18 protein-coding genes and 2 tRNA genes are annotated in these 25,962 nt (G+C 67.8%); 10 read left to right on the forward strand and 10 right to left on the reverse strand.

Annotation, left to right across the window (positions count from 1 at the left end; genetic code table 11):
• Window positions 1–38: 38 nt before the first annotated feature.
• Window positions 39–1,022: a fumarylacetoacetate hydrolase family protein gene (locus N1F91_RS19175; RefSeq protein ID WP_289994666.1), complete on the reverse strand. Its 984-nt coding sequence runs from the start codon at window positions 1,020–1,022 to the stop codon at window positions 39–41.
• A gap of 58 nt (window positions 1,023–1,080) precedes the next feature.
• Window positions 1,081–1,731, reverse strand: a complete 651-nt coding sequence (locus tag N1F91_RS19180; RefSeq protein WP_289994668.1) for a TetR/AcrR family transcriptional regulator — start codon at window positions 1,729–1,731, stop codon at window positions 1,081–1,083.
• 190 nt (window positions 1,732–1,921) lie between these two features.
• Between N1F91_RS19180 and N1F91_RS19185 the strand changes: the two genes are divergently transcribed.
• The 4 genes from N1F91_RS19185 to N1F91_RS19200 all read left to right on the forward strand — a co-directional run bounded on the left by N1F91_RS19185 (window position 1,922) and on the right by N1F91_RS19200 (window position 6,044).
• On the forward strand, window positions 1,922–2,995 hold the full coding sequence (locus tag N1F91_RS19185; RefSeq protein WP_289994670.1) for a hypothetical protein: 1,074 nt from the start codon (window positions 1,922–1,924) through the stop codon (window positions 2,993–2,995).
• Between the two features lie 141 nt (window positions 2,996–3,136).
• Window positions 3,137–3,697, forward strand: a complete 561-nt coding sequence (locus N1F91_RS19190) for a TRAP transporter small permease (RefSeq protein WP_289994671.1) — start codon at window positions 3,137–3,139, stop codon at window positions 3,695–3,697.
• Window positions 3,694–5,010, forward strand: coding sequence for a TRAP transporter large permease (locus tag N1F91_RS19195; RefSeq protein WP_289994672.1), 1,317 nt, complete (start codon window positions 3,694–3,696; stop codon window positions 5,008–5,010). The genes N1F91_RS19190 and N1F91_RS19195 overlap by 4 nt, the downstream gene beginning before the upstream one ends.
• 20 nt (window positions 5,011–5,030) lie before the next feature.
• On the forward strand, window positions 5,031–6,044 hold the full coding sequence (locus N1F91_RS19200; protein ID WP_289994673.1) for an MBL fold metallo-hydrolase: 1,014 nt from the start codon (window positions 5,031–5,033) through the stop codon (window positions 6,042–6,044).
• 115 nt (window positions 6,045–6,159) lie between these two features.
• Here N1F91_RS19200 and N1F91_RS19205 read toward each other — a convergent pair whose 3' ends face one another.
• Both N1F91_RS19205 and N1F91_RS19210 read right to left on the reverse strand, forming a co-directional pair.
• Window positions 6,160–14,034 carry a hypothetical protein gene (locus tag N1F91_RS19205; protein WP_289994675.1) on the reverse strand — a complete coding sequence of 2,625 codons (7,875 nt, stop codon included), beginning with the start codon at window positions 14,032–14,034 and terminating at the stop codon, window positions 6,160–6,162.
• A 723-nt stretch (window positions 14,035–14,757) separates the two neighbouring features.
• Window positions 14,758–14,833: transfer RNA gene (locus N1F91_RS19210), tRNA-Ile, on the reverse strand.
• Between the two features lie 110 nt (window positions 14,834–14,943).
• On the opposite strand from N1F91_RS19210, the gene N1F91_RS19215 reads away from it, so the two are divergent.
• Window positions 14,944–15,666 carry an SIMPL domain-containing protein gene (locus N1F91_RS19215; protein ID WP_289994678.1) on the forward strand — a complete coding sequence of 241 codons (723 nt, stop codon included), beginning with the start codon at window positions 14,944–14,946 and terminating at the stop codon, window positions 15,664–15,666.
• Window positions 15,667–15,690: 24 nt separating this feature from the next.
• Here N1F91_RS19215 and N1F91_RS19220 read toward each other — a convergent pair whose 3' ends face one another.
• Entirely contained in the window at window positions 15,691–16,137 is a 447-nt protein-coding gene (locus N1F91_RS19220; protein ID WP_289994679.1) for a YcgN family cysteine cluster protein, read from the reverse strand.
• 155 nt (window positions 16,138–16,292) lie between these two features.
• On the opposite strand from N1F91_RS19220, the gene N1F91_RS19225 reads away from it, so the two are divergent.
• The 4 genes from N1F91_RS19225 (at window position 16,293) to N1F91_RS19240 (ending at window position 21,200) form a co-directional block, all read left to right on the forward strand.
• Window positions 16,293–18,203: an OmpA family protein gene (locus tag N1F91_RS19225; protein WP_289994680.1), complete on the forward strand. Its 1,911-nt coding sequence runs from the start codon at window positions 16,293–16,295 to the stop codon at window positions 18,201–18,203.
• Between the two features lie 295 nt (window positions 18,204–18,498).
• Entirely contained in the window at window positions 18,499–18,975 is a 477-nt protein-coding gene (locus N1F91_RS19230; RefSeq protein ID WP_289994682.1) for an NUDIX hydrolase, read from the forward strand.
• 111 nt (window positions 18,976–19,086) lie between these two features.
• Complete coding sequence (locus N1F91_RS19235; RefSeq protein WP_289994683.1) at window positions 19,087–20,673, forward strand: inorganic phosphate transporter; 1,587 nt, start codon at window positions 19,087–19,089, stop codon at window positions 20,671–20,673.
• Between the two features lie 29 nt (window positions 20,674–20,702).
• Complete coding sequence (locus N1F91_RS19240; protein WP_289994684.1) at window positions 20,703–21,200, forward strand: GFA family protein; 498 nt, start codon at window positions 20,703–20,705, stop codon at window positions 21,198–21,200.
• Between the two features lie 7 nt (window positions 21,201–21,207).
• Here N1F91_RS19240 and sufA read toward each other — a convergent pair whose 3' ends face one another.
• The 5 genes from sufA to N1F91_RS19265 form a co-directional block, all read right to left on the reverse strand.
• The gene (gene sufA / locus N1F91_RS19245; protein ID WP_289994685.1) at window positions 21,208–21,594 is read right to left on the reverse strand and encodes a Fe-S cluster assembly scaffold SufA; all 387 of its coding nucleotides are present in this window, start codon (window positions 21,592–21,594) and stop codon (window positions 21,208–21,210) included.
• Window positions 21,595–21,842: 248 nt separating this feature from the next.
• On the reverse strand, window positions 21,843–23,327 hold the full coding sequence (gene tig / locus N1F91_RS19250; RefSeq protein WP_289994692.1) for a trigger factor: 1,485 nt from the start codon (window positions 23,325–23,327) through the stop codon (window positions 21,843–21,845).
• Between the two features lie 85 nt (window positions 23,328–23,412).
• Window positions 23,413–23,497: transfer RNA gene (locus tag N1F91_RS19255), tRNA-Leu, on the reverse strand.
• A gap of 166 nt (window positions 23,498–23,663) precedes the next feature.
• Complete coding sequence (locus N1F91_RS19260; RefSeq protein ID WP_289994686.1) at window positions 23,664–24,239, reverse strand: GDYXXLXY domain-containing protein; 576 nt, start codon at window positions 24,237–24,239, stop codon at window positions 23,664–23,666.
• A complete protein-coding gene (locus tag N1F91_RS19265) occupies window positions 24,236–25,342 on the reverse strand; it encodes a DUF2157 domain-containing protein (RefSeq protein ID WP_289994688.1) in 1,107 nt (368 codons plus the stop codon). Before N1F91_RS19265 ends, N1F91_RS19260 begins: the two co-directional genes overlap by 4 nt.
• Before the next feature lie 255 nt (window positions 25,343–25,597).
• Between N1F91_RS19265 and N1F91_RS19270 the strand changes: the two genes are divergently transcribed.
• Window positions 25,598–25,738 (forward strand): DUF1127 domain-containing protein, encoded by a 141-nt coding sequence (locus N1F91_RS19270; protein WP_187971118.1) that lies wholly within the window; start codon window positions 25,598–25,600, stop codon window positions 25,736–25,738.
• Window positions 25,739–25,962: the final 224 nt, after the last annotated feature.

Here is a 25,962-nt window from a genome sequence, read left to right on the forward strand (position 1 = left end):
GCCCGGTGCAACGGCCCCCGCACGCCCTTGGCTTCGTGCTACTGGCGCGCCAGCACGCGGTTGCGCAGCGTGCCGATGCCTTCGACCTCCAGTTCCACGAGGTCGCCGTGCTTCAGGAAGCGCATGTGCTCCAGGCCGCAGCCGTTGCCGACCGTGCCCGATCCGAAGAACTCGCCGGGGTGGAGGGTCTCGGAGCGGGAGACGTAGGCGATCAGATCCTCGAACTTCCAGTACATCGACGACGTGCTGCCGCGGCCCCATTCCTCGCCGTTGACGCGGCAGACCATGGTCAGGCCATAGGGATCCTTCAGTTCGTCGGCGGTGACGAGGCAGGGACCCATGGCGTTGCCAGTGTCGAAATCCTTGCCCTTGGCCGGGCCGAGCTGCCCGCCCATCTCCAGCGTCTGGGCGTCGCGGGCGGAGAAATCGTTGAAGATGGTGTAGCCGTAGATGTAGTCGCGGGCGGCGTCGCGGGCGATGTCGACGCCCTTCTTCCGGACGTAGAAGCCGAATTCCAGCTCGAAATCCATCAGGCTGGAGTAGCCTGGCCAGAGCACGTCCTGACCGTCGCCGATCACGCTGAACCGGTTGGCCTTGTAGTAGATGGGCTGGTCGTAGAAGATCTTCGGCACCGACAGCGCGCCCGTGCGCTCGAACTCCCTCATCGCCGCTTCAGGATCCGGCGAGGCATCGGCGCGCACGCGCCTGGCGGCAGCGAAGGACTGCTTGAGATGGGTCTCGAAGCACAGGCAGTCTCGCATCTGGATCGGCACAGGAACCGGCGCCATGAGCCTGACCGCGTCGCGCGCGACGGTGGCCGGGCCCGCCTTGCCGAGGGTCTCGTAGGCGCGGTCGAGTGCGGCGTCGCCGGCCTCGATCATCGCCTGGACCGAGGCGAAGGGCGCGTAGGCCTCGCCGTAAGCCGCCTGATGGGCCTCTGCGAGGTCAACGATCCTGCGATCGCCCTCGACGAAGGCGCCGGCGCGCGGTGCACCCTCCCGCTCGTAGGTCACGAGTTTCATGGTCCGTCCTCCCCTGAGCCCGGGTTCCGGCTGCTGTGCCTGGTCCGGGTATCTTCATTTACACGCGGCTGTAGAGAAGGGCCGCCTTCATGAGTGCCACCAGGTGCCTCGAGGTGGTCATCTCATCCTCCGGGTCGCAGCGGCCGCCCGAAAGCCGGCTGATGCGGCCGGTGTCGGCCATGGTGTAGACCATCACGCCGAGCATGGCCTGATAGCCCCAGTTGATCTCCTCGATCGTGCGATCCGGCATCGCGCGCTGCAGCGCGTCGATGACCTGGTAGGCGATCGGATCGAAGAACTCGGCCACGACCTTGCGGTGGTGCGACTTCGGATCCGACACCTCGCGCGCCAGGATGCGCGCATAGCTCGAATTCTTCTCGGTGCTGCGCATGTGGAGATTCGGGACCAGCACCGCCTTGACGATCATCTCGACCTTCCGCTCCGGATCCGGCTCCATCTCGGCCAGGCGCAGGCCGGCGACACGCTGGTCGACGATCATCGGCGCACGCATCTCGAAGATGGCGCGGTAGAGCCCTTCCTTGCTGCCGAAGTGATAGTTGACCAGCGCTACGGGGACGTCGGCGCGGAGCGCGATCTGGCGCACCGTGGCGCCGTCGAAGCCATGGTCGGCGAACTCGCCCTCGGCGGCCGTCAGGATGCGAATTCGCGTGCCCGCGGCGTTGCGCTGCGTCGGCTCGACCACAACCACCTTACGATCTTCCTCGTTCCTGTCGCTTTTCGCCACGTCCCACCGACCTTGCCGGCCACGATGCCGGCTCCCTGATACGAGCGTATTGAACGCCATGACAGGTATCTTGTCAACTTGTTCAAATCTGCTACCGTTCTCTCACGACGGCACGGGCTGGGAGCGAGCGGCCGTCCAAACCGGGAGGATCTTGATGCATCGAAACGCTTTGTTGGGTGGCGCTGCCGCCATCGCCGTCGCCTGGGCCGCAGCACCCGCCGTGGCACAGGAGACGATCAATCTCACCGTCGCCACCGGCCATCCGGAGGTGTTCCTGTGGGTGAAGCATATCAAGGAGACCTTCATCCCCACGGTCGACGCGGAACTGGCCAAGGCCGGCGACGTGAAGATCGACTGGACGCAGGGCTATGGCGGCACCATCGTCAAGCTCGGCTCGGAGGTGGAGGCCTTCCAGCAGGGCATCATCGATGTCGGCCAGATGAGCGGCGTCTTCAACCCGGCCACGATGGGCCTCCTGAACCTGACCTATGCCATGCCCTTCGGCCCGGCCGACGCGCGCGGCGTCACCGCCGCCGTGGAAGCCGCCCTGACCGAGACCGAGGGTGCTCTGGCAAAGCTCGAGGAGGCGACCGGCGTGGTCTACATCGGCGGCGGCATCGCCATCGACGACTACAACATCGCCTCCACCCGCGAACTGACCAAGATCGCGGACATGAACGGCGTGAAGCTCGGCGGTGCCGGACCCAACCTCGCCTGGCTCGCGGGCACCGGCGCCGTTGGCGTGCAGGGCAGCTACGTGAGCTTCTACAACGACATCAAGACGGGCGTTTACGACGGCAACATCGGCTGGATGACCGCCAACGTTCCGGCCAAGCTCTACGAGGTGGCCCCGAACTGGAACCTGACGCATTTCGGGGCGATGTACATCGGCGGCATGGGTGTCTCGAAGCAGCAGTGGGATACCTTCTCGGACGGCACGAAGGCTGCATTCCGGGCGGCGGCCGCGGCCTATACCAAGGCCTATTTCGACGAGCAGGAAGCGCGCTACGACGCCGCGAAGAAGACGCTGGTCGAGGCTGGCGGCAAGCTGGTCGAGTTCGACCCGGCGGAACGCACCGCCTGGATCAAGGCTCTGCCCAACCCGACCGCCGCCTGGATCAAGGCGGCCGAAGCGCGGGGCGAGCCGGTACGGCCGGTGCTCGAAGCCTATCGCGACAGGCTGAAGGCGACCGGCTTCGCCTTCGAGCGCGACTACCTCGCCGAGTGACAGCATCCGGCATCTGTGCCGGACCCCGACACGGATGGGCGGCGCCGCGGCGCCGCCTGCAACTGCACCTGCGCAGGTGCCCGACGCCTGGCCCACGACGCGCCGGCGGATTCCCTTCCAACAGCTGACGGAAACGACATCATGGCCGGCGAATCCGCCATTCCTCCAGACGCTGCGCCCCTCCCCGGCCCGCCGGCCGGGCCGTTCGCGCGCGTTCTCGGCATCATGAATGCCGCCGGCACGCTGTGGATCATCGGCCTCATGCTCCTGATCAATGCCGACATCATCGGCCGCAGCGCCTTCGACGCGCCGATTGCGGGGGTGCCGGAACTCGTCGCCTTCTCCATCGTCGGCATCGTCTTCCTGCAGCTCGCCCATACGCTGCGATCCGGATCGATGACCCGGTCGGACGTGCTGCTCGGCGTGCTCGAAAGCCGCGCCCCGCGGGTGCGGCGCGCCCTGCTCGGCCTGTTCCATCTCGTCGGCGGATTGCTGATGGCGATGATCGCAGGCAAGTTCTGGCCGAGCGTCGCTGCGGCATGGCTGCAGCCGGAGCGCAACTTCATGGGCAATCCCGGCTTCTTCACCATTCCGCAGTGGCCGCTGTTCGTCCTGGTCTTTCTCGGCATCGCCGCGACGGCGCTGCAGTTCCTCGCCGGCGCGCTCGACGACCTGCGCGCGCTACGGGAGCGTTCGGCATGAGCGGCGTCGGCATCGCCTTCCTGTCGATCGGGCTCATGCTGGCGCTGATCTATTCCGGCATGCACGTCGCCATCGCCCTCATCCTCTTGTCCTTCGGCGGGGTCTGGCTGCTGCGGGGCAATTTCGACATCGCCTCGAACATGCTGGTGCTGGCCTTCAAGGATTCCATCAGCGACTACCTGTTCGGCGTGGTGCCGCTGTTCGTGCTGATGGGCCTGCTGGTGGCGGTGGCCGGCATCGGGCGCGACACGTTCGAGGTCGCAGCGCAGCTGTTCCGCCGCGTGCTCGGCGGGCTGGGGATCGCGACGGTCGCAGCCAACGCCGTCTTCGCCGCGATAACCGGCATCTCGATCGCCTCGGCGGCCGTGTTTACCAAAGTGGCGGTGCCGGAAATGATCCGCCACGGCTACACGCCGCGCTTCGCCGTCGGCGTGGTGGCGGGCTCCTCGGTGCTGGGCATGCTGATCCCGCCCAGCCTGCTGTTCATCCTCTACGGCGTGCTGACGGAGCAGTCGGTCGGTTCGCTGTTCATCGCGGGCGTGATCCCCGGAACGCTGCTGGCGGTGATCTACTGCATCGGCATCGTGGCGATGGGGCGGTGGTGGCCATCCTTCGTCGGCGGGCGGAAGGCGGCGTCCTACGACACGTCGCAGGACATGGGTGTCGCCGAGATGGCAAACAAGCTGGCGCCGATCGTCATCCTCATCGCGCTGGTGCTCGGCGGCATCTACGGCGGCTTCTTCACGCCGACGGAAGCAGGTGCTGCGGGCGCGCTCGGCGCGCTGCTGATCTCGCTCGCCAAGCGCCGGCTGACCTGGGCGAGCTTCTGGCAGGTGCTGGTCCAGACCGGCCACACGACCTCGTCGATCTGCTTCCTCATCATCGGGGCCAGCCTCTATTCCCGCATGCTGGCGATGTCGGGCATGCCGGGCTTTCTCGGCACGCTGGTCGTGGAGTCGGGCATGGGCGTCGCCGGCATCGTCGTGGCGCTGATGGTCGTCATCATCCTTCTCGGCACCATCCTCGACTCGGCCTCCATCATGCTGCTGACGCTGCCGATCGCCCTGCCGATCCTCACCGGGACCGGCGTCGACCTGATCTGGCTCGGCGTGATGGTGGTGCTGGCGGTCGAGATCGGCCTGCTCACGCCGCCCTTCGGCATCGCTGCCTTCGTCGTGAAGGCGACGCTGGGGCCGGAAAGCACCGTCACGCTTGGTGACATCTTCGTCGGTGCCGCCCCCTTCGCGGCGATGATGCTGCTGGTGCTCGTGCTGGTCTTCCTCTTCCCGTGGCTCGCAACCGCGCTCGTCTGAAACCGATCGGAGTCTCCCCCATGGCCAAGTGGCAATACACCAAAGGAATGCACGACCTCGGCAACGGCTGCTATGCCTACCTGCTGCCGGACGGCAGCTGGGGCTGGTCGAACGCCGGACTGATCGTCGACGGCGACGCGACGCTGATGGTCGACACGCTTTTCGACCTCAGGCTGACGGCCGAGATGCTCGCCGCCTACCGCGCCTCGATCCCGGCGGCCAAACGGATCGGCGTCCTCGTCAACACCCATGCCGACGGCGACCACACTTTCGGCAACCAGCTCGTCGAAGGCGCGCGCATCATCGCCACCCAGGGCACGGTCGACGACTTCGCCCGCTTCGACCCTGCCGTGGTGCAGAAGATCGTGACCAATGCCGACCAGTTCGGCAGCGCGGGCGTGTTCATGAAGGAGTGCTTTCGGCCCTTCGACTTCACCGGCATCGAACTGACCCCGCCGACGGAAACCTTCTCGGGCACGCTCGACATCATGGTCGGCTCCAAGAAGGTGCAACTGATCGAGGTCGGCCCGTCGCATTCGCTGGGCGACGCCCTGATCTACGTGCCGGACGACAAGGTGATCTACACCGGCGACATCCTGTTCACCGAAGGCACGCCCATCGCCTGGTACGGGCCGGTCGATCGCTGGATCCGGGTCTGCGACATGGTGCTCGACATGGACGTCGAGACGGTCGTTGCCGGGCACGGTCCGATCTCGACCAAGGACGACGTTCGCACCATGCGCGACTATCTCCAGTACGTTACCGACAGGTCGCGGCCGCTCTACGAGCAGGGCATGGACTATCTGGAGGCGGCCTACAGGATCGACCTTGGGGAGTACCGCGACTGGAACGATGCGGAACGGGTGGTCGTCACGATCCAGACGCTGTTCGATGATTTCGGTCAGGCGCCGGAGCGCCCTGTGCGCCCGCCGATTCCCTATTTCGCCGAGATGAAGGGCTTTCGCCACCATCTCGGCCGCGGGCCGGTGCACGAGGCCTATTGCAAGGCCTGCGGGCTTCTCCATCGGAGTTGAGGCCAAAGGCCCACCGCCTCACGCGCTGCTGGCCGGCGCAGGCCGCTCCGGACGGAAGCATCCGCACCTGCGGCCGGTTCAGCCGGCTCTTTGGCCGGCAGCCGGCCGAAGGCGATCAGAAGCAATTGCCGGGCGTGCCGTCGCCGGCCTCTCCGCCGAACCTGTAGGCCAGAACCGCCTTGAGCGCATGCTGGCTGGTGCTGGTGCCGAAGGCGCCGCCATAGTTCACCTGAACGTTTCCGCCGGATTCCGCACAGTAGAGCTTCAGGCCGGCCTCCAGTTCGAACCGCGCCTGATCGAAGGGTTCGACGATCTCGATCGGGTCGAGCCCGTCGGGCGCGGCAATGAACTGCGTCTGCGCCGACCAGGAGTCCTGCGGGGAGAGTGCGACGCCGCCGCGAACGAAGCCGCTCAGGGTCGCCCCGGAAGCCAGCGCGACCGTGCGGTTGACCTCCAGACGCGGCGTCACCACGAAAGCCGACTGCCACAGGGCAGGATAGGTCAGGTTGGCGAGGCCCACCCCGGTTTCATTGCGCTCCCGCGAATACATGAAGTAGCCGTCGAGATCGAGATAGGACACCACCTCGAAATCGTCGAACGCATGGATGTGGCTGAAGCGCAGCCGCGGATTGAGCGAGAGCATGTCGGGATTGCTCTTCGCGATTCCGTCGATCCCCTCGAAAGCGACGGTCTTTTCGGAGAAGAGCGGATATTCCTGGTCGTCGTCGTCGTAGGCGATGCCGTCGAAACTCGTGTAGGTCTGCTCGTAGCCGCCGACCTCGACGTGCCGCCGGGCGCGCCATGCGCCATAGGAGCCTGCAGCCACGAAGGTCACCCCGAACGGACCGTTGCGGTAATCGGCCGAGACGCTGGCGGAGTGGATGTTGCCTTTCAGGTCGGAGAGCGTGTCGCCGTCGCGGATCTGGCTGGAAGCGGCCTCGGAGGTGCCTACGGCGAAACCCGCGGCCCAGTTGTCGTTCACCACGCCCTGGACGCCGAAAGCCAGCGAACGCCAGTCGTCCTCGTTGGTCGGGCTGTCCTCTACGACCTCGCGCCTGTATTCGCCCCCGGCGACATCGGCCCAGACGCAATCGCGCCGATCGTTCGCATCGGGGTCGCCTCCCCCGGCCGGGCAGGACGCCGAGAGGTCGAGGAATTCGGCGGAACGCTGCTGCGTCATCGTGAACAGATGCGGGGCCTGGTGCGGCGTCAGCGTGACGACCGCGTCGCCGAGAGCCTCGTGGTCTGGCTGCAGCCGAAGCAGATTGACGAGGTAGTTGAACGGATCGTCGACATCGATGGTCTGCTCAATCGCGTCGATGCCCTCGCCCATCCGCCAGACATTGGGATCGGTGGTGCCGGAAGCGGGGTCCTTCAGGAGATCGAGGAACGGCGGTTTCTCGGCGAGGAGGACGAGGTCCTGGCCGACGACGGGATTGTTCTCGACCGAGACGCTGAAGATGAAACCGACGGCGGGCGGGGTGAGCGTCGGCGCAAAGCCCTGGTCGGTGACGCCGCCATCGGCATGGACGATGACGTAGCCGTCATCGGAGAATGCCTTGTTGATCGACAGGAGCAGCAAGGGACCCGCGCCGTCGACGGTGGCGGTTTCGTTCACGGTGATCAGGTCTGTCACCTTCGTGTCGTCGACGTTCTGCTGATTGAGGTCGATGTCGAGATAGTAGAAGCCGGAATCGGCGAGGACGAGGTGACTTCCGACCGCCGTCGTCAGTACCCGTCCCCGGTCGCCCGGCGCGAGGAAGCCCTGGTTGGTCAGATATCCGCCGGTTCCCAGCTTCACGACGTCATCGGAAATGAACAGCGCTCCGGCCTCGTTGGTCAGGTTGTTGGTGCCGCCGCCAAGATCGACATTGCCGATGATGTTGCTGGTCCGGGTGACGCCGCCGGTCAGGGCATAGTCGTCGACGAAGCCGGCACCGCGTGCCCGGTTGAACACGTCCTCGTTGCCGTCGCCGCCGAGGATGGCGAGACCATCGAGCAGCGGAAGCACGTTGGGCGCAGCGATGCTGCCCTGCGCGTACAGCGTTCCGTTGCTGGACAGCAGATTGTCGTTGCCATCGGCGAACTGCACGGCCGCACCGGTCCCGTCGGATGCCCAGACGAGCCCGATGCCGTTGCCCTCCGTTCCGTTCCGGTCGATGACGATGTCGATGTCGCCATTGGCCGTGCCGCCGGCGCTCTGGCCGAAGATGCCGATGCTGTCTTCGCCCGCCACGATGACATTCCGGGTCTGTGTGATCGACACGTCGCCCGCTGTGCCCGGCTTGCCGACGCTGCCGGCGAAGGCCCGCAGGTCCGGGTCGTCGACATCGGTGCCATACAGCCCCGCGCCGACGATACCGCCGCCGCCGGCGATCGACTGAACGACGATGCCCTGGGCGCCGTAGCCGTCCGTCCGCACGTCGCCGTAACTGTAGAGGGTGGCATCGCCGGAATCGCCACCTTCGGTGGCTCCGCCGGCGGCGATCGTCACCGGCGTGAGAGAGAAGCCGTCCTGGCCCATGAGCAGTCCGCCGGCATAGACACCCGCTAGCCCGCCACCGCCGCCGATCGACTGGACGACGATGCCCATCGCCCCTGCGCCGCTGGTCTCGACGCCATGCGCGGTCACGGTCACGTCGCCGCCATCGCCGCCGGCACCGTCCGTACCGCTTCCCAGCGCGACGTCGACGCCCTCGCCCAGAACGAGACCGTTCAGGAACACGACGTTGGCGATGCCGCCGCCGCCGCCGATGCTCTGGGCGACGATGCCGTGGCTGAGAGCACCGGAGGTGGTCACCTTTTCCTCGGCGGTCAGCGTCGAGGCCGGTCCGGCATCGCCGACGAAGGGACCGTCGGTGTGCTGCGAACCTCCCAGCACGATGTCGAGCAACTTGCCGCCGTTGACGATCGACTCCACCGTGATGGTGCCGATGCCGCCGCCGCCGCCGATGGTCTGGGCGACGATGCCGATGGCGTTGTGGTTCTCGGTCGTGACCGTTCCTTCGGCGGTCATCTCGAAGCCGCCGCCGCTACCGGTGCCGTCGAAGCCGGCGCCTTCCGAATAGCCGCCGACGCTGAGGATGAAGCTGTCCTCGCCATTCGGATTCAGTTCGAGTTCTTCGGCGGTCATCGCGTTGACGCCGCCGCCGCCGCCGACCGACTGGGCGATGAGCCCGATCGATCCGAGGCCGGTGGTGGTGGTCGGGTTCCCGTAGGTGACGCTCACGGCCTGGCCATCTTCCGACAAAGCGCCGTTGGACCCGAGATCGACGACGACGTCGCTGCCGAAGAAGCTCAGGGCACCCATGACGGTGCCCATGGCGCCGCCGCCGCCGCCGATGGCCTGGGCAAGCAGGCCGTAGGCCAGGTTGCCGCTGGTGACCGTCGTCTCGCCATTGATGGTGACCGTGACGATACCCTGCGTCCCACCCGTGGGCAGGCATTCCGCGAAGTCGAGGCTCAGGCAGGTCTCGGTGATGCTCTTCGAGCCCAGACTCAGCGTCACGCCGTCCGAGTCGCCGGCGGCGGTGCCGATCCCGATCGCGAGACCGCCCCAGCCGCCGCTGCCGCCGACGCTCTGGGCGAAGACGGCCGACGAATTCGCGCCGGTCGTCGTGATGCTGCCGTTGCTGGTGACGGTCACGTCGCCGCCGTTGCCGCCGGCACCGCCGTCGCCGCCGACGGCGCTCTCCATCTTGCCGTTGATGGCGAGACCACCGGCTATGCCGCCCGATCCGCCGCCACCGCCAACTGACTGCGCGAAGATGCCGAAGGCGTTGTCGCCGCGCGCAATGATGACGCCGTCATTGTTGACGATGACCTCGCCGCCATTGCCGCCCTCGCCGCCACCGCCGCCGCCGACCTCGCTCGAACCGTCCTCGCCGTTCATGGTGACGCCGACCGCGATGGCGAAGCCGCCATTGCCGCCGCCGCCGCCGACCGACTGGGCAATGATGCCGTGCGAGAAGGCGCCCTGGGTCTCGATGTAACCGAAATTGTCGACCCGCACGTCGCCGCCGTCACCGCCGCCGCTGCCGTCGCCGCCGACGCTGTTGGCAACGGCCTTGCTGTCTCCGAGCGACGCGGCGATGGAGAAGCCGCCCGATCCGCCGCCGCCGCCCACCGACTGGGCGAAGACGCCGGCGGCATTGGCCCCGCGCGTGGTGATGGTGCCGTAATTGGTGACGTGGACCTCGCCGCCAGCGCCGCCCTCGCCGCCACCGCCCCCGCCGACCTCGTTCTCGGCGGCGCCGTCGACGGCGAGGCTCAATCCGCCGGAGAAACCGCCCGTGCCACCGCCGCCGCCGACCGACTGGGCGAAGACGCCCGCAGCCCCGTCGCCGAAGGTCCGGATCAGCGGGAACAGCAGGTTGTCCTCCGTCCCAACGGTCACCGTCACCATGCCGCCATCGCCGCCGCCGCTGCCGTCGCCGCCGACGCTGTCGACCTTGGAGTCGGCTTCCAGCGAACCGCCGAAGCCGATCGAGAAGCCGCCATTGCCGCCGCCGCCACCGATCGACTGCGCCAGAACGCCGTGCGACAGCGCGCCGAAAGTGGTGATGTCCTCGTTGATCGCGACCGTCACCTCGCCGCCGCCGCCGGCCGCGCCCGCCTTGCCGCCTACGCTCTTGGTGTCGGCATCCGATTTCGCCGACCCGCCGACGCCGATGGAGAAGGCGCCGTTGCCGCCGCCGCCGCCGACCGACTGGGCAAAGACGCCGATCGAATTGTCGGCGCGCGTGACGATGGTGCCGTTGGAGGTGACCTCGACCGTACCGCCGTCGCCGCCGCCCGCTCCGTCGCCGCCCGTCGTGCTGGCCGACGCGTCCCCTTCGAAGCTGATCGCGACAGCGCCGCTGAACCCGCCAGTGCCGCCGCCGCCGCCGATCGACTGGGCTAGGATGCCATGCGAGCCCACGCCCGCAGCGATCTCGCGGTCTCCGATCAGCACGAAGTTGCCGCCCGTGATGATGGCGGCGTCGTTGACGACGACGACGTTGCCTGCGTTCTGAGCCGTTCCACCTGTGCCACCGACCGCGTTGGCATAGGAATCGCTCTGCAGCGAGAAGCTCGCGCCGATGCTGAACCCGCCGCTGCCGCCGCCGCCGGCGACGGACTGGGCGAGAATGCCGTGCGACTGCTGACCGCTCGTGGTGATGGAGCCGAAGATGTCGGTCACGGTCACCGTCCCGCTGCCGCCGCCTTCGCCGCCGTCGCCGCCCATCGCCATGACCGCGGCCATCGACTTGATCGAACCGGAAGCGCCGATGCTGAAGCCGCCGGTGCCGCCGCCGCCGCCGACAGACTGGGCGAGGATGCCGACCGCATTGTCACCGGTCGTGCGGATATCGCCGGAATGGTGGACGGTGACGTCGTTGCCTTCCGATCCTTCGCCGCCGGACCCGCCGAAGGATGCGGCACCCGCCGCCCCCTGCACGCTGAAGGCCAGCGAACCCGAGAAGCCGCCGGTGCCGCCGCCGCCGCCGATCGACTGAGCCAGAATGCCGTTCGAGCCGTCGCCGCTCGTCGTGATGTTGCCGGTGCTGTCGACCGTCACCACGCCGCCCATCGCGCCCTCGCCGCCATCGCCGCCGAAAGCCAGGCTGGCGGTCGGCCCCTGGAGCGCGACGCCGAGTGCGACGCTGAACCCGCCATTGCCGCCGCCGCCGCCGATCGACTGCGCCAGGATGCCGTGCGACATGTCGCCTTCGGTCTGGATGCCCCTTTCGTCGGCGACGTCGCTCACGACCTCGACCGTCCCGCCGGTGTTTCCTTCCCCGCCGGTTCCGCCGAAGCCGAGAGACAGGCTTCCGACGATCGCCGCGGAGCCGGAGATGGCGAAGCCGCCCGAACCGCCGCCGCCGCCGATGCTGCTGGCAAGGATGCCGTGTGACTGGGTGCATTCAGCGCAGCCCGACTGGATCGTCGCGAAATTGTTGACGTCGACCGAACCGCCGGCGCCACCCTTGCCGCCGGTGCCGCCCATGCCGAGCGCCACCGAACCGCCCGTCGAAGCCGACACGGCCACCGTGAAGCCGCCGCTGCCACCGCCGCCGCCGATCGACTCGGCCACGATGCCGGAGGAGAACGATCCCTCGGTGATGATCTCGCCATTGGCCCCTGCGTAGACCACGCCGCCGTCGCCGCCGTCGCCGCCGCTGCCGCCGAATGTCAGGGTGACGTTACCGTAGGGTGCACCCGCCGCGCCGATGGCGAAGCCGCCCGTGCCGCCACCGCCGCCGACCGACTGCGCCAGAATGCCCGCGGAGCGGTCTCCGCTGGTTTCGATACGCGCAGGGGCCGAAGCCGCGGTATTGCCTTCATTGACGACGACTTCACCGCCGTCGCCGCCCTTGCCGCCGCCACCACCGACGGCGACCGTCACGAACACGCCGACGCCCAGCGAATTTCCGCCCGCGCCGCCGCCGCCGCCGACGCTCTGCGCGAAGATCGCCGTCGAATCGTTCCCTACGGTCGTGATCGCGCCGGAATTGCCGACCGTGACCTTCTTGCCGCTGCCGCCCTCCGCACCGGATCCGCCGATCGAGACCAGACCGCCCGAGAACCCGCCGTCGCCGCCGCCGCCGCCGACCGACTGGGCGAAGATGCCGCGCGCGAAGGTGCCCGATGTGATAAGAGCACCGCTGTTGGTGACGGTGACGGTCTCGCCGCCGCCGCCGCCGCCGCCCGCTCCACCGATCGAGACGAGCCCGCCGGAGACGCCGCCGCTGCCACCACCGCCGCCGACGCTCCGGGCGTAGACTGCATCCGAACGGTCGCCATGGGTGGTGATCCATTGCGCGTTGGTCACCGTCACCACGCCGCCGTCGCTCGACGAGCTGCCGCTGCCGCCGATCGAGACCAGACCGCCGGAATTGCCGCCGTCGCCGCCGCCGCCGCCGACCGACTGGGCGAAGATGCCCTTGGCGTTCTCGCCATGTGACTCGACATGCCCGGCCCCGTCGTTGGTGACGGTCACCGCACCACCCGCTCCGCCGATCGATCCTTCGGCGCCCAGTGCGACCAGTCCGCCGGCCGAGCCGCCGGACCCGCCGCCGCCACCGATCGACTGCGCCAGGATGCCGTGCGACCCGGCTTCGTCGGTTTCGATGATCCCCTGATTGTTCACGGTGACGGTGCCGCCGGGTCCGGCGCTGGCGCCGCTGCCGCCGAATGCCACGAGCCCGCCGCCGCTGCCGCCGCTGCCGCCGAATCCACCGACCGACTGGGCGAAGATACCGATGGAGTAGCTCCCATGGGTGTGGATGTTGCCGAAATTGTCGACGGTCACGGCGGCGCCCGGCGCGGCGATCCCGCCGCCGCCTGCTTCCGCCCAGATGCCACCCGCGTCGCCGCCGGCGCCGGCCTGGCCGCCGGAGCTCTGCGCAAAGATGCCGTGCGCCGAACCGCCGTCGGTCGAAATCATCGAATAGCTGGTGATGCCGATCATGCCGCCGCCGGCCGCTGCACCGCCGGTGCCGCCTTCGGCATCGACGCCGCCGGCATCGCCGCCGACGCCGCCATTGCCGCCGATGCTCTGGCCGAGAATGCCGTGCGCGAAATCTCCCGACGTGACGATCTCGCCGGAACTGTCGATCGTCACGGTACCGCCCGCTCCGCCCGCACCGCCGTTGCCGCCGTAGCCGGCAAGGCCGTAGCCGTCGCCGCCGCTGCCGCCGTTGCCGCCGAGGCTGATGCCGACGATGCCCTTGCCACCGACCGACGTGATGATGTCGAAGGACCCGCCGACATAGTCGACGGTCAGGTCGCTGACGCCGCCGCCGGCGATACCCGTGTCGCCGTCGCAGACGATCCCGATGTCACAGTCGTCGCCATTTCCGCCATCGGGTCGCGGCGAGGTGATCAGCGAAACGCCCGCAATCCCGGCAGCCGGCACGATGTCGGTGGTCAGACCGTTGACGTTCAGCGTGGTGACAGCGGGAGCCGTGAACTGTGCGCCGCCCGCGGGCGGGTCGACGCAGTCCATTGTCGTGCCGGCAGGAACGCAGGCGGCCCAGGCAACTTCGGCAGAACCAGACAGGAAGAACAGAGCGCATAGAACGGCCAAGGCCGGCAAGAACCGGCTCAACACGGCCGATCGACCGGAAAACCGCAAGGCGCCGAGGCCCACGACCGCCGCATACATCCGGATCGCCATGCCCGGCCAAGGTCCGTGACCCTCGCGCCGTGCCTCCGGTAACCGCCACGCACTGCGCACGATCTACCTCCGATGCTGCGTCGCCACTCCATGCCGGGCAGGCGCAACTGGCTGATTCTGGATATGGCCCGACGCTAGCACCGCCAATACTGCGGTCAACCACAAGTATTGACCGGTCGTATTCTTTCGTGCGCTTGATTGTGGCCTGTGTCTCCACAGCCACACTTCGCGACGACACCGCGCGCGGCCGATGAGAAGTCAGTTCTTCCGTTCGGCACCAGGGCCGCCGGCAGGCCGCAGCGACATTTGGCACGGTTGCTGTCGCCGTGACTGTCGGAGCCGATCGTCCGTGTTGGTCGAGAGGCGTCCAGTCTACGCAACGACATCGAGCACGCTGGTGTCTGCTTGCGCCAACCCGGCCAGATGCACCTTTGCCGTCAAGGGCATGGATCGGGTCAGAAGGCTGGTGCGGCAAACCTCGATGGCGAGCGGAACAGCGAACCTCTTTGCCATGTTCGCAGGCGCCAGAAGACGCTATGCCATTTCTGGCGATGGTGGGCCCGGAGGGACTCGAACCCCCAACCAAGCGGTTATGAGCCGCCGGCTCTAACCATTGAGCTACAGGCCCCACGCAGGCCTGCAATAGTGGCTTTCGCGGTGGCAGACAAGGCGCGTGCCGCAATCATCACACAATCGCGGCCTAGCGCTCGCCCACGAAACGAAACGGAGATGCAATCCATGCTGCGTGCCCCCCTGCCCTTCCTCGCCCTGTCTGCCTTCGCGGCCGCGGCGATGCCTGCCGCCGCCCAGGTGCTGCCCGACCCCCGGCCGCGGATTTCGGTGACCGGCGAGGGCGAACATTCGATGCGGCCGGACATGGCGCTGCTGTCGTTTGCGGTAATGCGGCAGGCCGAGACCGCGCGCGAGGCGCTGACCGCCAACAACGAGGCGATGGCGCAGGTGATCGCCGCGCTGAAGGCCGATGGCGTCGCGGACCGCGACCTGCAGACGGCCGGCATCCAGATCAATCCGCGCTACGAATACCCGACCGGCCCGGACGGCAGCCAGCGGCAGGTGATGAAGGGATACGAAGTCTCGAACACGCTGACGGTGCGGGTGCGCGACGTCCAGAAGACGGGGGCCATCCTCGACAAGGTGGTGTCGCTCGGCGTCAACCAGGGCGGCGGCATCTCGTTCACCAATGCCGATCCGGACGGCGCCATCCAGACGGCGCGGCGCGAGGCGGTGACGGATGCCGTGGCCAAGGCCCGCACCCTGGCACAGGCCGCGGGCGTGGAACTCGGTCCGATCCTGGAGATCACGGAGATGACGTCGCGGCCGCAGCCGATGCCCTACATGGCAACGAAGATGCGGGCGGAAGCCGCCGATGCCGTGCCGGTGGAGGCCGGCGAGAACAGCTACCGCGTCGAGGTGACGATGAGCTTCGGCATCACGCAGTGACGGCGCGGCCGGCGACCGGCACCGTCACAGTTCCTCGTCGAGCATGTGGTCGAGATATTCGTCCACGTCGACGAGGTCTTCTTCAGAGGCCGTGATGCGGCCGCGCACCGAGATGCCGGCGGCATGCACGGTCTCGCGGCTGCCCGACACCAGCGGATGCCAGTCTTCAAGGTCCCTGCCCTCGGCGACCAGCCGGTAGCCGCAGGTGGACGGCAGCCAGACAATGGTGCGGACGTTCTGCGGCGTCAGCTTCACGCAATCCGAGACCCGGGTCAGCCGGTTGGCGTAGTCGCTGCACGCGCACAGCTGCGCGTCGAACAGCCGGCAGCCGACGCTCGTCCAGTGGATCTCGCCGGTGTCCTCGTCTTCCAGCTTGGCCAGGCAGCACTTGCCGCAGCCATCGCAGAGCGATTCCCATTGCGTCTCGGTCATCGCCTCGAGCGGCGTGGTCTTCCAGAACGGCTTATCCATGCCGCGCATGTCGCGCCCCGGGCCGCCGCCGTCAAGCGCGCGGCGGCGTTTTTCGGTCGCTGCCGACCGGCCCGCCGGCAGCGGCGGTGGAACCATCCCGCCCGAGCTTGGTTCCTCCCGGCGAAGGGTCACATTCCGACCGGAGAAAGCATTCCATGAAACATCCCGCACGAATTCTCGCCAGCACCGCGCTCGGCCTCCTGATGGCATCGCAGCCGTCGCTCGCCGAGACGCCGGCCACCATGACCGCCCCGCTGCTCCTGGCGCAGGCCGACGACACGGAGGCACGCAAGCTCGAAGAGGAACGAGCCGCCCGCGAAGCTGCCGAGGAAGAGGCAGCTCCCGCGGAAGAGCAGGCCGCACCGCAAGAGGAGGCCGCGCCAGTAGCCGAGCCGGAAGCCCCGGCCGCCGAATCCACCGAGCAGGAAGCTCCCACCGAGGCCGAGGCGCCGACGCCGGAGCCTGCGCCCGCAGAGGAGCGCGCCCCCGTCGAGGAGGCTGCGCCGGCGGAAGAGGCCGCACCGGAAGCGGCCGACGAGCCGGCTGCCGCCGAGGAAGCTGCTCCGGCTGCCGAGGAGGCCGCCCCTGCTGCGGAGGAGGCTGCACCAGTTGCCGAAGAGGCTGCTCCGGCGGCGGAAGAAGCCGCTCCGGCGGCCGAGCCGAGGGCGCGCGGCACTGGTGAGAACCGTGAGAATCGCGGCAATCGCGCGGGTCGCGAGAACCGTGCCACGCGTGACGCCGCCGAGGGGGAGCCCGCCGCCGAAGAGGCTCCGGCAGCAGACAGCGATGGGGACGCCGCGGCGACGCCACCGGCTGCGGATGCACCCCGCGATGCCGAACGCACCGCGGCGCCGGCCGACGACGCCGCATCGGATGAAGATGATGGCGCTTCGGATGCGGAGACGGCCGACCAGGATGCCCTTCCCGAGAATGCGGCACCCGTTCTCGACAGCGCCAAGGAGCCTGCGGGCGGCGACGGCGACAGCCGGCGCGCCAACCGCCGGGATCGCAACCGCGCCGGCGATGCCGCAGAGGCTCCGGCCGAGGATGCGGGGCCTGCGCCGACCAGCGACGAGGATGCCCAGGCTCCGGGGATTCGCGCCGAGGAGGTTCAGCCGATCACCGCGACCGAGGGTCGCCGCATGGATCGCGACGAGGTGCGCCGCGAACGGTCCGAGCGCCGCGAGCGTCGCGGTCGGCCGGAAGGCTCAGAGGTCGTCCGCGAGACCGAAGGCCGCGTGGTCATCCAGTTCGGCAGGGAACTGTTCGTCGAGAGCAACGAACTGCCGCGCCTGAGCCGCGACGCGCGCGACGTGTATTACGAGGAGTTGCCGCGTGGCCGGGTTCGCGAGACCATCGTCCGCCCCAACGGCGCGCAGATCGTCACGATCCGAAATCGCCATGGCGAAATCGTGCGGCGGTCGCGCATCACCCCGGAGGGCCGCGAGATCGTGCTGTCCTATGTGGCGGAGGAAAACTGGGACCGCGAGCGGGATTGGCGCGATCCGGGCGAGGAGCTGCCGCCGCTGCAGCTTAACATCCCGGTTCGCGAGTACATCCTCGATGCCGGGCGCGTGAACGACGTCGACAGCTACTATGACTTCCTCGACCAGCCGCCGGTCGAGCGGGCGCGTCGCCTCTATTCCGTGGACGAGGTCAAGCGGTCGGCACGGCTGCGCGATACGGTGCGGCGCGTCGATCTCGACACCATCACGTTTGCCACGGGCTCTGCCGATATCTCGCGATCGGAGGTGGATGAACTCGAGGGCATCGCGGATGCCATGCTGCGCCTGCTCGACGAGAACCCCGCCGAGACCTTCCTGATCGAGGGCCACACCGACGCCGTCGGCTCCGACATCTCCAACCTCGCTCTGTCGGATGCGAGGGCCGAGAGTGCTGCGTCCGCTCTCACCCAGACTTACGGGATTCCGCCGGAAAACCTGGTCACGCAGGGCTATGGCGAGCGCTACCTGAAGGTCTCGACCGAGGGTGCCTCGCGCGAAAACCGGCGCGTCGCGATCCGTCGCATCACGCCGCTGGTAACTCCGGTCGCCAGCGCCCAGTAAAAGCCACGACCGAACGGAAGAACGTGCGGCGCGACCATCGCGCCGCACGTTTTCGTTTGGTGCCGCGTCGAAGCCCTCGTCTCGTGCTATAGCGTCGGCGCTTTCCTCGCTTTGCGGTAGAATGGACCCAGGCGATTCGTTGGAGTTGGAACAACAGGCCCTGCCTGCGGTTGGGCGATGAGTAGCATTGCAGACGACGGCAGCGGAGAGCGGCTTATTTCGCTCCGGCTCCATGCCCGATTGCGAATCCGAAGTTAAGCTGGCAAACTTGTTTTCTCGGAATTGAAAGGAAGAAATGCTCCTCACCCAACGCAGCTTCTCCGCATCCATCGAGCGCGTCCGTCGCATGCTCGGCGGCGTTCCGGCGCGCATCCAGGTGGCGGCCCTGCCCTGGCGCGTGACCGAAAAGGGCGTCGAGGTGATGCTGATCACGAGCCGCGACACCGGGCGCTGGGTGCTGCCCAAGGGCTGGCCGGAAGCGGGCGAACACCGCTGGCAAGCGGCGTTGCGCGAGGCGGGTGAAGAAGCAGGTCTGGTGGGCGCGATGTCGGAGCGGGAGATCGGCCGCTATTTCTACGGCAAGAACCTGAAGTCGGGTCTGGAGCAGCGTTGCGAGGTTCACGTCTTTCCGCTCAAGGTGGAGAAGGTGGAATCCAAATGGCCCGAGAAGGGCCAGCGCGTGCGCAAGTGGTTTACGCCGCAGATCGGCGCGAGCCGCGTTCGCGAGCCCGAACTGGCATCGATTCTCTCCGAATTCAATCCCGCCGCCTAGCGGTGCAACTCCGCGGTTCTCCAGACATGACGAAAACAGCAGGCGTGTCGGCGCCCCCATCGCGGCACGCCGGCGCTGTCGCCACCGCCAAGGCCTAGGACGGCGCGCTTGATGGCCGATACGACCGACAGTACGCGCAAGACGACGCTCGACAAGGATCTCGACAAGCTGGTCCGCGTCGAGGAGGCGACGACCTTCCTTGCCCGGGGCCTCGTAGCGCCGGGAATCGCGCTGTTCTTCATGGCCTTCGTGGCCGTCGCCGTGGCCATCTTCACGGCCGGCGATCCGGGCGCCGTGGCCATCGTCGCGGCGGCCGCCATCGGCGCGTACATGGCGCTCAACATCGGCGCGAACGATGTCGCCAACAACGTCGCGCCGGCCGTCGGCGCACGCGCGCTCACCATGGGCGGCGCGCTGGTGCTGGCCGCCGTCTTCGAGACGGCAGGTGCGCTGATCGCCGGCGGCGACGTCGTGCAGACCATCTCCAGGGGCATCATCGATCCGGCCGCAGTGGCCGAACCCGCCGTCTTCGTTCGCGCCATGATGGCCGCCGTCTTCGCGTCGGCGATCTGGATCAACCTCGCCACCGCCATCGGCGCGCCGGTTTCGACGACCCATTCGGTGGTCGGCGGCGTCATGGGCGCCGGCATCACCGCAGCCGGCTTCGCGGCGGTCGACTGGGGCGTCATGGGCGGTATCGCCGCAAGCTGGGTGATCTCGCCGCTGCTCGGCGGGCTGATCGCCGCGGGCTTCCTCGCCTTCGTCAAGGCGCGCATCATCTACCAGGACGACAAGCTGCGCGCCGCGCGGATCTGGGTGCCCATCCTGATCGGCATCATGGCCGGCGCCTTCTCCGCCTACCTGGCGACCAAGGGCCTGTCCAAGCTGGTCCGCCTCGACGGCACGAGCATCCTGGTGATCGGCATCGGCACGTTCCTCGTCGCCTGGGGGCTGTCGCAGCTTCTCGTCAGGCGCCAGTCGGCCGGCATGGAAAACCGCAACCAGTCGCTGCGCAGGCTCTTCAAGCTGCCGCTGATCGTCTCGGCGGCGCTGCTCTCCTTCGCGCACGGCGCCAACGACGTCGCCAATGCCGTCGGTCCCCTTGCCGCGATCGTGCAGACGGTGCGCGGTGACAGCGTGGAAACCGCTGTCGTCATCCCCTTGTGGGTGATGCTGATCGGCGCCTTCGGCATTTCCTTCGGCCTCCTGCTCTTCGGTCCCAGGCTGGTGCGCATGGTGGGCGAGCAGATCACAAAGCTGAACCCCATGCGCGCCTTCTGCGTGGCCCTGTCGGCCGCACTGACGGTCATCGTCGCGTCCTGGTTCGGGCTGCCGGTCAGTTCCACGCACATCGCCGTCGGCGCAGTGTTCGGCGTCGGCTTCTTCCGCGAGTGGTACACCGCCAACTCGCCGCGCCGCCGCGCCTACATGGAGCGGAAGGCGGAGCGGCGACGCGCCGAGCGGCTGGCCAACGGCAGCTTGGCAGAGGCCGAGCCTGAACCGGAGGCGTGGGACGAGGAGCCCGCAGCTGCGACCGAGACGAACGGGACGGAGGCGGTGTCGCGCGAGGACGTCATCCGCCGCAGGCTCGTCCGCCGCGCCCATTTCTCCACCATCGTGGCGGCCTGGGTCGTCACCGTTCCCGCCACGGCGCTGCTCGCCGGCGGTGTCTTCATCGTGCTCGGAACCTTGCGCTGACCCCCGGTCGGCGCCGACAGGAGGACTGCATGCCCCTTCGCCTTCACGGTTCCTGCCGCTGCGGCGCTGTCGGCTTCTCCGTCGACAGCCATACGCCGGTTCCCTACCAGTATTGCTACTGCTCGATCTGCCGCAAACAGCAGGGCGGCGGCGGCTACGCGATCAATCTCGGTGCCGACGCGCGCACGCTTTCCGTTTCGGGCGAGGAGAATCTGGGGCTGTACCGGGCCGAGATCCAGGACGACGAGCGCCCGGCCTGCGAGAGATCATCCGGCGAGCGCCGCTTCTGCACCCGCTGCGGCTCGGCCCTGTGGCTCTACGACCCGCAATGGCCCGACCTCGTCCACCCCTTTGCCAGCGCGATCGACAGCGAGCTGCCGCGCGCGCCGCAGAGAGTGCACCTGATGCTGAAGTACAAGGCGGACTGGGTTGAGCCGGACATCCGGCCAGGCGACGACGTCTTCGAACTCTATCCCGACGAGTCGATTGCCGACTGGCACAGGCGCCGCGGCCTTTGGGTCGACTGAGACGCGCTCAGGCGCCGGCGGCGGCGCGCGCTTCGGCCAGCGCCTTGAGGTCGGCCGGCTTCAGCTCCACCGACTCGCCGCAGCCGCAGGCCGACGACTGGTTCGGATTGGTGAAGGTGAAGCCCGAGCGCAGCCTCGTCGTCTCGAATCCCATCTCGGTGCCGAGCAGGAACAGCGTCGCTTCCGGGGCGACGTAGACATGCGCACCGTCATGCTCGATGTGATCGTCGCCCGCACGGGGCTCGGTCACCAGTTCGACGGTGTATTCCATGCCCGCACAGCCGCCCTTCTTGACGCCGACGCGCACGCCGCGCGCGCCGTCCCGGTTCGCGACGATCTCGCGGACACGGCCTGCGGCCCCGTCGGTCATCGTCATCACCTGAAAACGTCCCATACCGATCTCCTTGTTCGCGGGCGGATCGACCCAAATCAATCCAGACTAAAATGGGAGAGTTCCGCCTCCGACGCAAGACCGGACCTTTCGGTCCACGCCGATCGGCGCTGTTCCCGCCAGTCGCGCGCTCCACGAGGAGCCGTCCACGTCTGCCTCGCGACCGCCTTGCGGTTCGCGGTGCCGAAACGCAAAGGGCGGCGCCGGTGGTCCGGCGCCGCCCTGCAATGGGCGTGCTGCGTTCGGCCGGCCTACTCGGCGTCGTCGGCGCTCTCGGTGTCCTCGGCCTTCACGGCCTTCTTCTTCGGAGCAGCCTTCTTCTTCGGCGCGGCTTCCTTCTTCGGAGCCGCTTCGCCAGCGTCGGCTGCATCCGTCGCCTCGGCCGCTTCGGCCTTCTCGGCCTCGTCGTCCGCCAGCAGTTCTTCCTTGGTCACCTTCTTGTCCGTCACGCTGACCTGCGCGAGCAGGTGGTCGACCACCTTCTCCTCGAAGATCGGCGCACGAAGCTCGGCGAGCGCGTTGGGGTTCTTGCGATAGAAGTCGTAGACCTCCTGCTCCTGGCCGGGATAGCGGCGCACGAACTCGAAGAGCGCGCGCTGCATCTCCTCGTCGCTGACCTGCACGCCGGCCTTCTCGCCGATCTCGGCCAGCACCAGGCCAAGACGGACGCGACGCTCGGCGAGGCGCTGGTACTCGGCGCGCGCATCCTCCTCGGTCGTGTCCTCGTCGGCGAAGCTCTTGCCGGCCTGTTCGAGATCGCGCGTCACCTGGAGCCAGATGTTGTTGAACTCGGCCGTCACCAGGCGCGCGGGCGCCTCGAAGGTGTAGGCCGCGTCCAGCTGGTCGAGAAGCTGGCGCTTGACCTTCTGGCGGGTGAGCGAACCGAACTGGTTCTCGAGCTGGCCCTTGATGATCTCGCGCAGACGCTCGACCGACTCGAGGCCAAGGTTCTTGGCCAGATCGTCGTTGAGCTCGATCGGCTCCGCGGCAGCGATCTCGGTGACCTTGACGTCGAAGGTGGCGGCCTTGCCGGCGAGATGCGCAGCCTGGTACTCGGCCGGGAACGTCACCTCGACGGTCTTCTCGTCGCCGGCCTTGGCGCCGACCAACTGGTCCTCGAAGCCCGGGATGAACTGGCCGGAGCCGAGCACGAGGTTGGCGCCGGTGTCGGTGCCGCCCTCGAAGGCCTCGCCGTCGACCTTGCCGACATAGTCCATCGTGACGCGGTCGCCGTTTTCGGCGGCGCCGTCCTTGGTCGTGTAGGTGCGCGCGGATTCGGCGATGCGCAGCGCCTGCTCGTCGATCTCGCTCTCGGGAACGTCATAGACTTCGCGGGTGATCGCGATGCCCGAGACGTCCTGGATCTCGATCGCCGGGATGACCTCGTAGGCGATCGAGAACTCGAAATCGGCCTGGCCCGCCAGGATCTTCTCGGCTTCCTTCTCGTCCTCGGTCATCTTGACCTCGGGCTGCATGGCAGCCTTCTCGCCGCGATCGGTCAGGATCGACGACGTGGACTTCGACAGGATGTCGTTGACGACTTCCGCCATCATCGACTTGCCATACATCTTGCGCAGATGCTGCAGCGGCACCTTGCCGGGGCGGAAACCGTTTATCCGCACCTTTCCCTTGGCGTCGTTCAGACGTTCCAGGAGCCGGGCTTCCATATCCTGGGCGGGTACGACCACCTGGATCTCCCGTTTCAGCCCTGCATTCAGCGTTTCGGTTACCTGCATCATCAAACCTTTGTCTTCACGGGGTGCGGGGCGCAACAGCGATGCGGCCGCGCGCCTTCCGGATTCCTTTGCCGGGAGTGGCTTCTGGTGCGGGTGGAGGGACTTGAACCCCCACGGCTTGCGCCACAGGAACCTAAATCCTGCGTGTCTACCAGTTCCACCACACCCGCTTCGGAAGCTGTCCGCCTCCCAAAGCAGGGCGTTCTATATCACCGCATATGCCGGCTTCAAAGGGAAAACGCCCGAGAATTGAGGCTTTTTTCGCGCCCGTGAAGCGATTTCCGCCGTCCTGCCGCCCGACCTCGCCGCCCCGGCAGGTGCGAAGCCGGCGGCGGATCAGTAGGGCGCTTCCTCGAACAGTCTCCGCTGCCCGTCGAAAAAGGCCTTGATCTGCGCCTGCCCGTCGTCAGCGACGGCCACCAGCATGCGGAACGGTCGTACCGAAAGGTCGCGCTCGATGGGCCTCCCCTGCCCCTCCGGCAGGTAGAAGCGCTCGATGCCGTAAGTCACCCGCACGGTCTCAGACCCGCCGGGAGTGCCATCGATGCGGCCGGCGATCTCCACCGTATCGGCGTCGTCGACGACCGCGGGCGGGCCGGCCGGGCGGGCGCCGACAGCCTGCCAGAGACCGTCGTCCCCGCCGGGGGCGAGGCGGACCATGATCTCTGCATCATGCGCCAGAAGCGCCTCTTGGTCCGCGAACAGCGACCGGTCGAGCGTCGAGATGGCGTAGCCGAGCCGGACGTAGTCGCCCCGCAGCAGGTCGCGCGGGTCGACCGGCTCGACTTTCAGCAGCACCTCGCGGCCGTCGCGCAGGATCGAAGCCCGGCCTTCGACGAGAGCGGCGAGGAAGCCGATCTGCAGCGCGGCGACCAGAAGCGCGGCACCAAGGACCCGGAACCTGGACTTCATGGAGTCTTCTCCTGTGTTTGCCGGAGCATCTTGAAGCGGCGCTCGAAGCGCAGGACGACGAAAGCGGTCAGAGCGAGCAGCAGGCCCGACGCCAGCAGGAAGCCGGCGGTGCCGAGCATGGTGCCGATGGTCAGGACATAGACCAGGCAGAGTTCGACGCCGAAGCCGAGATAGGCGAGCCAGCGCACGGCGCGGTCGGCGCCGCGCGACAGGACGAGGGCTCCTATGCAGGCCGCGAAGGACAGGAGCGCCACGACCGCCAGTCCCGCGCCATCGCCGAAGGCGTGATGCAGCAGGACCATGGCCAGGCCGAATGCCAGCATGGCATGGACCGGCATCCCTCCCATCCCGAACACCCGTTCGGCCCTCGCCCCGAGGCGCACGGCGACGACGAAGAGGATTGCCGCACCTGCTGCCAGGAGGGCCGGAGCGACGACCACGTTGCCGCCGACGACGGCAAGGACGACGTAGGACGAGAGCGACAGGATGATGACGTGGCGCGCCGGAGCCGATCGCGTCCACAGGGACAGCGCCCAGAGCATGGCGAGGATCGGAAGCGCGCCGGCCGGCGGAGTCCCATCGCGCCAGATGTCCCAGCCCTCGCTCCACATCCAAACCGTGGCGAGCACGACGGCTGCCGCCGTCAGTGCAGACGAGCGCAGCATGGCGGCGGACAATGCGGCTGCGCCGCACCAGACCAGCAGGGCCTGCGCCTCGTCGCCCGACAGATGGTACATCTGCCCGATGAGCGCCATGCCGCCGCCGAACGCGGCGATGCCGACGAGATGGCCCGCTTCGGCAAGCCTTGCATATCCGCGCAAGGTGGCGACCGCGCCAAAGCCGTAGCCGAGCAGAATGAGGAGCAGAATCAGGCCGAGCCGGAGGAGGCGCGGCATGGCTTCCCAGTTGGCGGCCACGAAGAGCAGGATGGCGGCCGCAAACAGGAGCGCGGCGAAGGCCGCGAGCACGGATGCGAAGCCGAACCGGCTGCCCGCCCGCGACTCGACCTCGGCATGCAGACGCCCGGCGGTCTCGGTGTCGATCAATCCGGCCGCGAGCCAGCCGTCGATTTCGCTCTTCAGGCGCGTCGCGTGGTTCCCCATATCCGTTCCTCGTCGCGTCCGGCGCATGCCGCCGGATCAGGGCTCAACCGTGTCAATCCGCCGGTTTCCTTGCGAATCAATCACTTGAGCGGGCGAACCGCCATCCCGCGCCGCTCCTCAAAACGATTGATGTTGCAATGCACAATGCGCATCGCTGCTATGCAACAATCGCGCTTCAAAACGGCCAGGGACAGTCATATCTTCGGATCACACAAGAGAACAGCCGAAACGAAAATTACCGAAACGAGACGTGACATGAACCTGATCCGCAACTATCGCAACTGGCGCCGCTACCGTGAAACGGTCACCGAGCTTGGCCGCCTTTCCAACCGCGAACTGAGCGATCTCGGCATTGCACGCGGCGACATCACCTTCGTGGCCCGGAAGGCCATCTGACGAGTTGAACGAGTTTCGGCAGAACCTACCTCCTCCCAGGTTCTGATGGATTGGACGGGCATCCACCTCCTCCCGGGTGTCCTCCGAAATCAGCACCGGTCGCACCTCCTCCCGCGACCGGTGCTGTCCCTCCCCGAAGGCAGGGAATGAGATTGACGAATTCCGTCGGGATCCACCTCCTCCCGGTGAACGACGGATGGGCCGGTACCGACCTCCTCCCCGGT

This window comes from Aquibium sp. ELW1220, assembly GCF_030398385.1.
Classification (GTDB): Bacteria; Pseudomonadota; Alphaproteobacteria; order Rhizobiales; family Rhizobiaceae; genus Aquibium.

Coding starts and splice junctions, on each gene's coding strand:
- N1F91_RS19190 (WP_289994671.1), top strand. CDS start 3,137: ATGGCCGGCGAATCCGCCATTCCTCCAGACGCTGCGCCCCTCCCCGGC.
- N1F91_RS19235 (WP_289994683.1), top strand. CDS start 19,087: ATGGCCGATACGACCGACAGTACGCGCAAGACGACGCTCGACAAGGAT.
- N1F91_RS19265 (WP_289994688.1), bottom strand. CDS start 25,342: ATGGGGAACCACGCGACGCGCCTGAAGAGCGAAATCGACGGCTGGCTC.
- N1F91_RS19240 (WP_289994684.1), top strand. CDS start 20,703: ATGCCCCTTCGCCTTCACGGTTCCTGCCGCTGCGGCGCTGTCGGCTTC.
- N1F91_RS19185 (WP_289994670.1), top strand. CDS start 1,922: ATGCATCGAAACGCTTTGTTGGGTGGCGCTGCCGCCATCGCCGTCGCC.
- N1F91_RS19215 (WP_289994678.1), top strand. CDS start 14,944: ATGCTGCGTGCCCCCCTGCCCTTCCTCGCCCTGTCTGCCTTCGCGGCC.
- tig (WP_289994692.1), bottom strand. CDS start 23,327: ATGCAGGTAACCGAAACGCTGAATGCAGGGCTGAAACGGGAGATCCAG.
- N1F91_RS19220 (WP_289994679.1), bottom strand. CDS start 16,137: ATGGATAAGCCGTTCTGGAAGACCACGCCGCTCGAGGCGATGACCGAG.
- N1F91_RS19260 (WP_289994686.1), bottom strand. CDS start 24,239: ATGAAGTCCAGGTTCCGGGTCCTTGGTGCCGCGCTTCTGGTCGCCGCG.
- N1F91_RS19205 (WP_289994675.1), bottom strand. CDS start 14,034: ATGGACTGCGTCGACCCGCCCGCGGGCGGCGCACAGTTCACGGCTCCC.
- N1F91_RS19230 (WP_289994682.1), top strand. CDS start 18,499: ATGCTCCTCACCCAACGCAGCTTCTCCGCATCCATCGAGCGCGTCCGT.
- N1F91_RS19200 (WP_289994673.1), top strand. CDS start 5,031: ATGGCCAAGTGGCAATACACCAAAGGAATGCACGACCTCGGCAACGGC.
- N1F91_RS19225 (WP_289994680.1), top strand. CDS start 16,293: ATGAAACATCCCGCACGAATTCTCGCCAGCACCGCGCTCGGCCTCCTG.
- sufA (WP_289994685.1), bottom strand. CDS start 21,594: ATGGGACGTTTTCAGGTGATGACGATGACCGACGGGGCCGCAGGCCGT.
- N1F91_RS19175 (WP_289994666.1), bottom strand. CDS start 1,022: ATGAAACTCGTGACCTACGAGCGGGAGGGTGCACCGCGCGCCGGCGCC.
- N1F91_RS19270 (WP_187971118.1), top strand. CDS start 25,598: ATGAACCTGATCCGCAACTATCGCAACTGGCGCCGCTACCGTGAAACG.
- N1F91_RS19195 (WP_289994672.1), top strand. CDS start 3,694: ATGAGCGGCGTCGGCATCGCCTTCCTGTCGATCGGGCTCATGCTGGCG.